The organism is Cupriavidus sp. H39 (genome assembly GCF_050271075.1).
Lineage (GTDB): Bacteria > Pseudomonadota > Gammaproteobacteria > Burkholderiales > Burkholderiaceae > Cupriavidus > Cupriavidus necator_B.
The window spans coordinates 113,957-124,908 of record NZ_CP189848.1; the positions used below are offsets into that span (position 1 = coordinate 113,957).

Genomic DNA, 10,952 nt, shown 5'->3' on the forward strand with positions numbered 1-10,952 from the left:
GCCGGTTTGCCGGCGTTAACCTGGAGCCGTCCGTGGCAGTCAGCGTTTTCGATCTGTTCAAGGTGGGCATCGGCCCGTCGAGCTCGCACACCGTGGGGCCGATGCGCGCGGCCCTGATGTTCGCGCAAGGGCTGGAGCGCGACGGGCTGCTGCCGCAAGTTGGCAGCGTGCGGGTGGAGCTGTACGGCTCGCTCGGCGCCACCGGCAAGGGCCACGGCACCGACAAGGGTGTGATCCTGGGCCTGATGGGCGAGGCGCCCGACACCATCGATCCGGATGCCATCGACACGCGCCTGGCGGCCTTGCGCAAGACGCGCGAGCTGTCTTTGCTGGGCCGCCACGTGGTCCCCTTCATCGAGAAGGAGCACATCGCCTTCTACCGGCGCGAGGCCATGGCCGAGCATCCCAACGGCATGAAGTTCCACGCCTTCGATGGCGGCGGCGCCACGCTGCGCGAGGCGCGCTACCTGTCGGTCGGCGGCGGCTTCGTGGTCACCGCCGGCGCGCCCAATACGCAGGTGCTCAATGCCGCGCAGCAGTTGCCGCACCCGTTCCGCAGCGGCAAGGAACTGCTGGAGATGACCCGCGCCAGCGGCAAGAGCATCGCCCGGCTGATGCTGGAAAACGAGCTGACCTGGCGCAGCGAGGAAGCGGTCGTCAGCGGCCTGCTGCATATCTGGGACGTGATGCAGGCATGCGTCGCGCGCGGCTGCCGCACCGACGGCGAACTGCCGGGGCCGTTCAAGGTGAAGCGGCGCGCGCCCGAGCTCTACCGCAGCCTGACCGAGCGTGCCGAGCGCACGCTGTCGGATCCGCTCTCGGTGATGGACTGGGTCAACCTGTACGCGATCGCCGTCAATGAAGAGAACGCCGCCGGCGGGCGCGTGGTGACGGCGCCGACCAATGGCGCGGCCGGCATCATCCCGGCGGTGCTGCACTACTATGACCGCTTCGTGCCCGGCGCAAACCGCGAGGGGGTGGTCGACTTCCTGCTGACCGCCGGCGCGATCGGGCTGCTGTACAAGCTCAACGCGTCGATCTCCGGCGCCGAGGTCGGCTGCCAGGGCGAAGTCGGCGTGGCCTGCTCGATGGCTGCCGGCGCACTCGCCGCAGTCACGGGCGGCAGCCCGGAACAAGTGGAAAACGCCGCCGAGATCGGCATGGAGCACAACCTGGGCCTGACCTGCGATCCGGTCGGCGGGCTGGTGCAGATCCCGTGCATCGAGCGCAACGCGATGGCCTCGGTCAAGGCGGTCAACGCGGCGCGCATGGCGCTGCGCGGCGACGGTACGCATTACGTCTCGCTCGATTCGGTGATCAAGACCATGCGCGAGACCGGCGCCGACATGAAGACCAAGTACAAGGAAACGGCACGCGGCGGGCTGGCGGTAAATATCGTGGAATGCTAGGCAAGGTGCGGCGTATCATGGCGGCGTTCCCGGGGCAAACAACAAGAGCACGGCCATGCAGACCTTCCACCAGTTGTTCGACGAGACCTCGTCCACCTTCACCTACCTGCTGATCGACGCCGCTACCGGGGATGCGCTGCTGATCGATCCGGTCGACCATCAGCTCGAGCGCGACCTGGCGCTGCTGCAACAGACCGGAGCGCGCCTGGCATGGGTGATCGAAACCCACGCCCATGCCGACCACATCACCTCGGCCGGCCACCTGGCCTTGCAGACCGGCGCGCATACCGCGGCGCCATCGGGCTGCGACATCAAGCCGGCGCAGAAGCAGCTGATCGACGGCGACACGGTTGCCTTCGGCAAGCAGGTGCTGCGCGCCATCCATACCCCGGGGCACACCGCCGGCAGCATGAGCTACCTGTGGGAAGAAGCCACCGCCGATGGCATCGTGCGCCGCGTCTTCACCGGCGATGCGCTGCTGATCGATGGCTGCGGCCGCACCGATTTCCAGTCCGGCGACGCCGGCACGCTTTACGACAGCCTGACCCGCAAGCTGTTCGCGCTGCCCGACGATACGCTGGTCTATCCGGCGCACGACTACAAGGGCCGCACCGTCTCCAGCATCGGCCATGAACGCGCGCACAACAGCCGCGTCGCCGGCCGCACGCGCGAGCAGTTCGTCGAGATGATGCGCAACCTGAACCTGCCGCGCCCGAAACTGATCGATGTCGCCGTGCCGGCCAACCAGCGTCTGGGCCTGCGCGACGGCGAAAGCGTGCCGCACGGCGCCTGAAGTCTTTTCCGGCCTCGGGCCTTTCCCCATCTCAGGAGTCCCTGCATGTCCACCTATACCGCTGAAGTCCTGTGGCAACGCGACGGACAGGATTTCGCCGGCAACCGCTACAGCCGCCGGCATGTGCTGCGCTTCGACGGCGGCGCCGAAGTCCCGGGCTCGTCGTCGCCCCACGTGGTGCCGCTGCCGATGTCCGATGCCAGCGCGGTCGATCCCGAAGAAATGTTCATCGCGTCGCTGTCCAGCTGCCACATGCTGTGGTTCCTGTCGCTGGCGGCAAAGCAGCGCTTCGTCGTCGACCGCTACCTGGACGCCGCCACCGGTGTGATGGAAAAGAACGCCGACGGGCGCATGGCGATGACGGTGGTGACGCTGCGCCCGCAGGTCACGTTTGGCGGCGAGCGCGAGCCCGCGCGCGAACAGCTCGACGCCCTGCACCACGCCGCGCACGAGGCCTGCTTTATCGCCAACTCGGTCCGGACCGAGGTGCGCTGCGAACCGGTGTACGCCGGCGCCTAGCCGCGCTCGGGCACACGGCCATGCCTGCCGGCGCGCTGGCTGCCGCAACGCCATCGACGGCGCGGCCACGGACGGCGTGGACGCGTTGGCCGGGCTGGCTGGCCGCGGCTTTGCTGGGGATTGCCGTGATGGCCATGCTGCAGGACCACTTTCTCTATTTCCCCGAACGCGCCCCGGTCGACGACATGGTCTCGGCCGGTTTGCGCGCCTGGCCGGGTCCGGATGATTTCCGCGGCCTGGTGGCCGAGCCGCCCGGGCCAGTGCGGGCCACCGCGATGGTGTTTCACGGCAACGCCGGGCATGCGGGGCATCGCCACTACTACGCCAGGGCCCTGGCGCCGCTTGGCATCCGCGTGATCCTGGCCGAGTATCCGGCGTACGGGCCGCGCGCGGGCACGCTGGGCGAGCGCAGCTTCGTCGCCGATGCGGAGCAATCGATCGCGCTGGCGCGACGCCAGTTCGACGGCCCGCTGCTGCTGATCGGCGAATCGCTGGGGGCGGGCGTGGCGGCGGCCGCCGCGGCGCGCCAGCGCGACAACGTAGCCGGTGTCCTGCTGATCACACCCTGGGACACGCTGGCACATCTGGCCGCGCACCACTATCCCTGGCTGCCGGCCGGCTGGTTGCTGCGCGACCGCTACGACAGCGTGGCCAACCTGGCAGGCTTCGGCCGCCCGGTGATGGTGGCCGTGGCCGAACGCGACACCATCGTGCCGGCACGCTTCGGCGAGGCGCTGCATGCGTCGCTGGGCGAACCGCGGCGGCTGGCGGTGATCCCCGGCGCCGGCCACAACGACTGGACCGGGCATGTCGACGCCGGCTGGTGGCGCGACGCGCTGGCCTTCCTGCTGCCGCGGCCAGACTGACTACTGGCTCAGGCGGCCCAGCGGTCGCACGCCTTGCGCACGGTCTCGCGCTGGCTGCGCGCCTCAGCGTCGACCTGGCGCAGCCAGCGGGCATCGCCATCGCGGCGCCCGGCCAGCGCGCGGATATTGGCCAGCGCCTCCAGCGAGCCGAGCGCCTCGGCATGCGGCACCAGCGCGTCGCAGATCGACAGGATATGGTCCGCGATCGGCATGCGGGTCAGCTCGTTCGGGTGCACGTACTCGCCCTCGAGCCCGAAGCGGCAGGCCTGGAAGCGGTTGAAGGTGTACACCAGGTAGTCGTCTTCCTGCGGCATGAACGGCCGCGACAGCAGCAGGTAGCGCGCCAGCATCTGGATATACGCGGCGATATCGCAGGCGCGCTGCACCGTCAGCGGCGTGTCCATCACGCGGACCTCGATGGTGCCGAACTCCGGCTTGGGCCGGATATCCCAGTAGAAGTCCTTCATGCTTTCGATCACGCCGGTATTGCGCATCTTCTCGAAGTACGCGGTGAAGGTGTCCCACGTCAGCAGGAACGGCGCGCGCCCGCTCATCGGGAAGGCCGCGACCGAATTCAGCCGCGCCGAGGCAAAGCCGGTATCGACGCCCTGCACATAGGGTGAGGACGCTGCCAGCGCGACGAAGTGCGGCACATAGCGGCCGATCGCATGCAGCAGGAACAGCGATTCGTCGGCGCTGGGGCAGCCGATATGCACATGCTGGCCGAACACGGTGAACTGCTTGGCCAGGTAGCCGTACAGCTCGGAGATGTACTGGTAGCGCGGCGAATCGGAGATGGTGCGATCGGCCCATTGCTGGAACGGATGCGTGCCGCCGCCGGCGATGCCCAGGTTCAGCGAGTGCGACGCCGCCACCATCAGGTCGCGCATCACTGTCAACTCCTGCAGCGCCTGCTGGTAGCTGTGGCAGATGCCGGTGCTGATCTCGATCATCGACGGGCTGATCTCGGGCTTGATGTCGCCGGCATGCTCGGCGCCCTTGAGGGCGCGCAGCAGGTCGGGGGCGAACGGCGCCAGGTCATAGTCATGCCGGTTGACCAGCTGCAGCTCCAGTTCGACGCCGAAGGTCAGCGCCTCGGATTGCTTGAACGGTTCGAGCGACATCAGCGCCCTCCTCCATTGGCCCGGATATCGACGCGGACTTCGCCTGCATAGCGCAGCGCCCAGGCCGCGATCACAGGGCCGAAAAGTTGTTCGATGGCCAGCGCGCACAGGATGATGGCGGCCAGCGGCTGACCGGTGCCCGGGTAGAGGCGCGCCACATCGTGCATCAGCAGGTAGGCCAGGCCCGACATCGGCGCCAGCGCCAGCCCCAGCGCCATGCACTGGCGCAGGCTCAGGCCCGAGAACGATCCCAGCGAGACTACGCCGGCCAGCTTGGCGACGTGGCGCAGCACCACCAGCGCAATGGCGTAGACGCCGCCCACCGCCCAGTCCTGCGCCGTCAGCGGCAGGCCCAGCGACACCACCATCACGATGATCAGCAGGCTGCCGGCGCTGCCGAAATGCGGCGGCCACACGTGCGGGTGGTTGTCCTGGTGCTTGAACACCACCCCGGCCAGCATCAGCGTCAGCGGCATCGACAATTTTAGTACCCGGGTCAGCGCCAGCGTGAACAGCACCAGGCCCACCAGCACCAGGAAGCTGTAGTGGTCGTCGGCCGACATGCGGTCGTAGATGGCATGGCCGAGCTTGCCCACCACCCAGGCCAGCAGGCACGAGCCCACCAGCAGGTACAGCGGATGCAGCAGCGCGGCACCCAGGTTGCCATATTCCGAATGCAGCCAGCCGGTGGCGACCTGCACGATGGCGGCGGCATAGATGCTGTTGAGCGCGGCCATGGCCATCAGCCGCTCGGTGACCTGCCCGTCCGCGCGCAGTTCGTTCTTGAGCTGCAGCACGATGGTGGGCGAAGTGCTGACGGCGATCCCTCCGGCCAGGATCGCCACGCCGGGCGAGGCGCCGATCCACTGCAGCACCGCCGCCACCAGCCCCCAGGTCAGCAGGCTTTCAAAGGCGCTGGTGAGCAGCAGCCAGCGGTTGGCGCGCAGCCAGGTCAGCGAAAGGCGGTGGCCGAGTTCGAACAAGGCCAGGGCCAGCGCCATATCGATCAGGATACGGGTCTGGTTGATCATGTTCTCGTCGACGATGCTGCGGCCCAGCATGCCGGCGCACAGCCCCGCCGCGGCGTATCCGACGATGCGCGGACAGCGCAGCCAGCGCCGGCTCACTTCGCCGGCCAGGCCGGCACCCACCAGGGCCAGTCCGACCCAGAACAGGCCGCCGGGCGCGAGCGGGAGGCTTGGAAAAAGTTGGCTCAGTCCATTCATGGCGACATGGTAATGTAAGCACTTCACAATCCATGTCAGTGATTGTCCGACACCGCACCAAACGCGCGCCTTATTTCGGTCATCTGCACGTAAAAAACGCCATCTGCAGATGGCGTTTTTTACACTCCTTACATCGTCAGCCGATTCCCTAGCCGCGAGAGACGTTTCAGACGCCCCACATCTTCCACACCGGACGGGTCGCCTTCAATGCCGCCTCGACCTGCCCATACAGCGTGCGCGTGGCGCCCTGCGCCGCGCCACGCGCACGCGCCTTGTCGAAGTAGCCAAGCGCGGCTTCGCGCTGCCCCTGCCCGAGTGCGGACTGCACCGCGCGCAGGTACACCTCGGCGTCCCAGTCGTCACGCGCGGCGAAGGCGGCGACGAAGTCCGCCAGCGCGGCATCGTGGCGGCGCGCGGCGTTGTGCACCAGGCCCCGCTGCACGCGCGGGCCGGCCTGGTCCAGCGGATCGCCCTCGGTCAGCGCCACGGCCTGCTCGAACAGCGGCAGCCCGCGCTCGGGCTCGCCCAGGTCGCGCCAGACCTGGCCAAAGCGGTTGTACAGCCACGCATCTTCCACCAGCAGCGCGCGACGCTGCTGGGCCTCGATTTCGGCCAGCGCATCGGTGCGGTCGTGCTCGTCCATGCCGGCCATCTGTGCCTGCAGCAGTGCGGCGTAGTGCGCGCGCGCATGCGCCATCGGGTGCGCGGCCTCGCTGCGGGCTTCCACCGGCAGCGCGTCCAGGCGCGCATCCATGTGCGCCATCGCGGCCCGCGCCGCCTCGCGCGGCTCGGCGCCGCCGATGGACTTCCAGGCGGCGATCATGCGGCTGAAGGCCCACGTCACGTCGGCCGGGTTGCGCTCGAGCGGGTAGCGATTGAGCACCTCTCCGGCCAGCTCGGCCACCTGCTGGTGCTGGCCGGCATCGGCGTGGCAATCCAGCAGGTCGATCCAGTGTTCGATGAACTCGCTGGCGGCCATGCCCTGGCGGTGCAGCGCAATGCGCTCGTCCGCATGCGCGGCGTCGGCCGGCAGGCTGCGCGCCAGCAGCCGGCACAGCAGCGAATAGACATGGGGGTCGGCATTGCCGCCATGGCCGGCGGCATCGCCCTGGCCGGTGGCAAAGTACTGGTCGAAGCGCGCCACGCCCGCGCGCCCGGCCTGCACCAGCAGCGGGCGCAGCGCGGCCTCGGCGGCCGGCACGTCGTCGATAAATTCGCCCAGCGCCATCGCGGCGCGGTAGTAGCGGGCGCCGTCGTCGGACTGGTCGGTCAGCGTAAAGCGCAGCCACGGTTCGCGATCGACGGCGGCGGTGGCGTCACCGCGCTGCGCCAGCTGGTGGCGCCAGGCCAGTTCGCGTACCTGGCTCTGCGGGTCGGGGACCTGGCGCAGGTAGACGCCGAGATCGTCGAGCGCGCCCTGCACGTCACCGACGCCATGGCGCAGCGGCGCCCGCAGCCGGCGCGCCTCGGGGTGGTCGGGATGCTCGGCCAGCACGCGCGCGGCCTGGTCGGCAGCGACGGCATCGCCAGCTTCGGCATCGAGCTGGAGCAGATGCGGGTTGTCCAGCGCGACGCGGCCCAGGCAGACGCGCAGCAGCGGCTCCGCCGGCACGCCGGCGGCCTCGGTGCGGGCGATGTAGTCCGTCACCAGTGGCGCGATGTCGTCGGCGCCCAGGTCGGGGTTGCGCACCATCAGGTCGTACCAGTAGCGCGCCGCTGCGGCCATGTCGCCCAGCCGCAGCGCGGCCAGGCCGGCGTGGAAATGCGCAGCCCATTCGCCGGTCAGCAGCCCGCTGCGCTGCGCGGCCTCATGCAGCCACGGGCGGGCTTCGGCATCGCGGCCCAGGCTCATCAGCATGGCGCCGTAGCGGTGCGCGATCACCCCGCGCGAGACCCAACGGTGCGGCGGCTGCAGCGGCAGCGTGTCGAGCCGCGCCAGCGCCTCGTCCAGCACCGCGAGCGCGGCGTTGGCGTCGCCGTTGTCAAAGTGCAGCCGCGCCCGCAGCATGACGAAATCCACCACTTCGGGGCGCGCCAGCGACAACTGGTCGGCAATCTGCAGCGCTTCGGCGAAGCGCCCCTGGTTGGCTAGCCCGATGGCGTGGTCGTAGCTGGCTTCCTGCTCGGACACGTACTGCTCCTATGGATTAAAAAAAGTGCGAGTGCGGGATTATGCGCCAATGGCACGCATGGGCGTCAGCATCGATGGCGATGCGTCAGGTCTCACCCAATCTCCAACGTGGCGTCGTGCCTACCTCTGGGCTCGGAAGACGCGCCACTACGCTCGGAATACTCAGCCGGAATTCAGGAATTCGGCCACGGAAACCCGGTATTGCCGCAACTACGGTCAAAGGCAAGTGCTGACGCACTGTCGTTCGCGAGCCGCCATGCACGGGTGCTCGCGTTCCGTATTGTTCCAATGACCAAGACCGCAATGAAATCTTACCTCTGCCTGCGACCGTCGCATTTTGCTTTCGCGGCCGCTCTGCTACTGGAGACGCCCGCACATGCCCAATGGCAACGCCCACCGACGGTACCCATGCAAGTGGGAGCCAATCCTGTCAGTGTTGCCGATATTGTGGGACGAGACCCGGATAGGAGCGGCCTCGGAGGGAGCGGTCATATGGGAATCTGGACCGGAAACCCCGGTATCGAAGCACCGAACACCAGTGGCGATGACACCGACCTGAATGCGGACGAGAAATCAGATCAATTATGGAAAATCTTTGACAGCCATGTTCGAGAGCCGGAGATCGCACGCTATCTGCTGGATTCGATGCAATTCATCAAGCCAGCGAACAAGGCGCGTGTCATCGAACGCATTGAAGCAGCATTGCCTCATGCCGCCCATGACGATGGCGTGAAGCGTGCGCTGATCAATCTTCTTTCCGCGCAATTCGAACACGATGCATCGGTTACCGCGGCTGCAGAATGCCACCTGCCCGGCAACGCCATGGTGCTCGCATCGCTTCGTAAAGCGGCAAACTCCAGTGACCAGGCAATCGCCCACCAAGCGGTTTTGCAGTACTCACGACTTGGTGAAGTGCAGGATAGCCTCGCTCGGTTGGGCACAGCGAGGTCAAATGGCACAATTAGTACCAATGAATATGTGAGGGAAATCAGCTTCCACCTTCCTCTCATTGCCGATCCCGTCCAACAGCAACAATTGCTGGAGGTCATGGAGGATGCCGGCCTTTCTGGCCAGGAACTGGCAGAACTGCTGGCGACGACGACCCAGCTACCTTATGCGCTTTCGGGCCTGGCACCGTCTTCACTGCACACCATCCACCGTATTCTCGCCGCCAACCCGCCGACCTTTGCCGGCGATTTGCTGGACATAGACGTCCTCGCGCTGGCCCGGTACAACCGATGGGCCGGCGCAAGCAGCGCAATTACGCATGCCCTGTCCGGTGAACCGGTACCAAGCCTTCTTGCCGCGATGGTCATGCTTCCGGATGCGGATCCTCGCGCCCTCGTAGCCGTAGCGGCTTCACCGATGGCAGAACCCGTGATGCAAGTCCTGACTGAACGCGGCTTGGCGAGCGACGCGCTTCAGCGATTAGACCGGTTTGCATCCGCGACCGGGGATACTGCCGTGGCGAGCGGCATCGTTGCGGATATCCGCGCAAAACTGACCAAGCGCTCACTTACGCCAGCCCCATGACCCCCGGTCAGGTGCTTCCCATCAGCCGTGTCTGCCAAAAAAAACGCCATCCCAGCAGGATGGCGTTTTTTCTTGCAGGCAGAACGGCCAGACCGATGGCTTACTTCCCGCCCACCGTCTCAAGCACCGTCCACTTGCCGCCCACCACCTTGTAGACGGTGATGCCGCCATCCTTCAGGTCGCCGCGCGCATCATACGCCAGCGTCTTGGTGGTCACGCCCTGCATATTGGTCGCGGCCAGCACCGGCAGGTAGCGTGCCGGATCGGTCGAGCCGGCCTTGACCATGGCCGTCATCATCGCGGTGGCGCCGTCGTAGGCGTACGGCGAGTAGGTCTGCACCTTCGAGCCGAAGCGCTTCTCGTACTTTTTCTCGTAGTTGGCGCCGCCGGGCATCTGGTCCAGCGGCAGGCCGGCCAGCGACACCACGGTGCCTTCGGCGGCCGGGCCGGCGAGCTTCAGGAAGTTGTCGGTCTTGGACATTTCGCCCGATACCAGCGGGGCCTTCATGCCCAGTTCCTTGACCTGCTTGGCCATCGGCGCGGACTGGGTCTCGGCGCCGCCGTAGAAGATGATGTCCGGGTTGCTGCGCTTGATGTTGGTCAGCACGGCCTTGAAGTCCACCGCCTTGTCGTTGGTGAACTCGCGGCGCACGATCTTGCCGCCGGCGGCCTTGGCGGCCTTTTCGAACTCGTCGGCCAGGCCCTGGCCGTAGGCGGTGCGGTCATCGACGATGGCGATGTTCTTCGCGCCCAGCTTCTTCACCACGAAGGCGCCGATCACCGAACCCTGCTGGGTGTCGGAAGTCATCATGCGGAAGGTGGTCTTGAAACCCTGCTTGGTGTATTCCGGCGCGGTCGCCATGGCGATCTGCGGGATGCCGGCGCGGTTGTAGACCATCGACGCCGGGATCGTGGTGCCGGAATTGAAATGGCCCAGCATGCCCTGGATGCCGTTATCCACCAGCTTCTGCGCCACCACCGAGCCGGTCTTGGGATCGGCCTGGTCGTCTTCGGAAACCAGCACGAACTTGACTTCCTTGCCGCCGATCTTGGGCTTGGTGGCGTTCATGTCCTCGATCGCGAGGACGATGCCGTTCTGCATGTCCTTGCCGTACTGCGCCTGGCCGCCGGTCATCGGGCCGGCAAAGCCCAGCTTGATTTCCTGGGCCTGCGCGAACGCGGCGGAGGCGGCGGTCAGGCCGGCCAGGGTCAGGGCAACGGTCATTGCCGTCTTGTGGAATGTCGAGCTCATCAGATCTCCTTGGGTCCCAAATGGTGCCGATGTGGTGCCGTTGCCGGCAGTGGTATCGCGGCGCGGCCTGGCAGTGCCGCGCCATGCTTTATCTGCGCA

At 67.1% G+C, this 10,952-nt stretch carries 9 protein-coding genes; 5 read left to right on the forward strand and 4 right to left on the reverse strand.

Translation table 11 applies throughout. The features are described 5' to 3' along the window. Positions 1-32 precede the first annotated feature (32 nt). The 4 genes from ACOCMH_RS16045 to ACOCMH_RS16060 are packed head-to-tail and all read left to right on the forward strand — an operon-like array spanning position 33 to position 3,587. A complete protein-coding gene (locus ACOCMH_RS16045) occupies positions 33-1,409 on the forward strand; it encodes an L-serine ammonia-lyase (RefSeq protein WP_427311862.1) in 1,377 nt (458 codons plus the stop codon). A gap of 55 nt (positions 1,410-1,464) precedes the next feature. Beyond that, positions 1,465-2,202: an MBL fold metallo-hydrolase gene (locus ACOCMH_RS16050; protein WP_427311864.1), complete on the forward strand. Its 738-nt coding sequence runs from the start codon at positions 1,465-1,467 to the stop codon at positions 2,200-2,202. A 45-nt stretch (positions 2,203-2,247) separates the two neighbouring features. Beyond that, positions 2,248-2,721 carry an OsmC family protein gene (locus tag ACOCMH_RS16055; RefSeq protein WP_427311866.1) on the forward strand — a complete coding sequence of 158 codons (474 nt, stop codon included), beginning with the start codon at positions 2,248-2,250 and terminating at the stop codon, positions 2,719-2,721. Positions 2,722-2,741: 20 nt separating this feature from the next. After that, a complete protein-coding gene (locus ACOCMH_RS16060) occupies positions 2,742-3,587 on the forward strand; it encodes an alpha/beta hydrolase (protein ID WP_427311868.1) in 846 nt (281 codons plus the stop codon). 8 nt (positions 3,588-3,595) lie between these two features. Here ACOCMH_RS16060 and ACOCMH_RS16065 read toward each other — a convergent pair whose 3' ends face one another. The 3 genes from ACOCMH_RS16065 to ACOCMH_RS16075 form a co-directional block, all read right to left on the reverse strand. Beyond that, positions 3,596-4,711, reverse strand: coding sequence for a YbdK family carboxylate-amine ligase (locus ACOCMH_RS16065; RefSeq protein WP_427311870.1), 1,116 nt, complete (start codon positions 4,709-4,711; stop codon positions 3,596-3,598). Continuing rightward, positions 4,711-5,937, reverse strand: coding sequence for a cation:proton antiporter (locus tag ACOCMH_RS16070; RefSeq protein ID WP_427311872.1), 1,227 nt, complete (start codon positions 5,935-5,937; stop codon positions 4,711-4,713). Before ACOCMH_RS16070 ends, ACOCMH_RS16065 begins: the two co-directional genes overlap by 1 nt. 166 nt (positions 5,938-6,103) lie before the next feature. Further along, positions 6,104-8,068, reverse strand: a complete 1,965-nt coding sequence (locus tag ACOCMH_RS16075; protein WP_427311874.1) for a hypothetical protein — start codon at positions 8,066-8,068, stop codon at positions 6,104-6,106. 492 nt (positions 8,069-8,560) lie between these two features. Here ACOCMH_RS16075 and ACOCMH_RS16080 point away from each other — a divergent pair, with 492 nt between their 5' ends. Continuing rightward, positions 8,561-9,601, forward strand: a complete 1,041-nt coding sequence (locus ACOCMH_RS16080) for a hypothetical protein (RefSeq protein ID WP_427311876.1) — start codon at positions 8,561-8,563, stop codon at positions 9,599-9,601. A 100-nt stretch (positions 9,602-9,701) separates the two neighbouring features. On the opposite strand, the gene ACOCMH_RS16085 is transcribed toward ACOCMH_RS16080, so the two are convergent. Continuing rightward, positions 9,702-10,853, reverse strand: coding sequence for a branched-chain amino acid ABC transporter substrate-binding protein (locus ACOCMH_RS16085; RefSeq protein ID WP_427311878.1), 1,152 nt, complete (start codon positions 10,851-10,853; stop codon positions 9,702-9,704). Positions 10,854-10,952 lie beyond the last annotated feature (99 nt).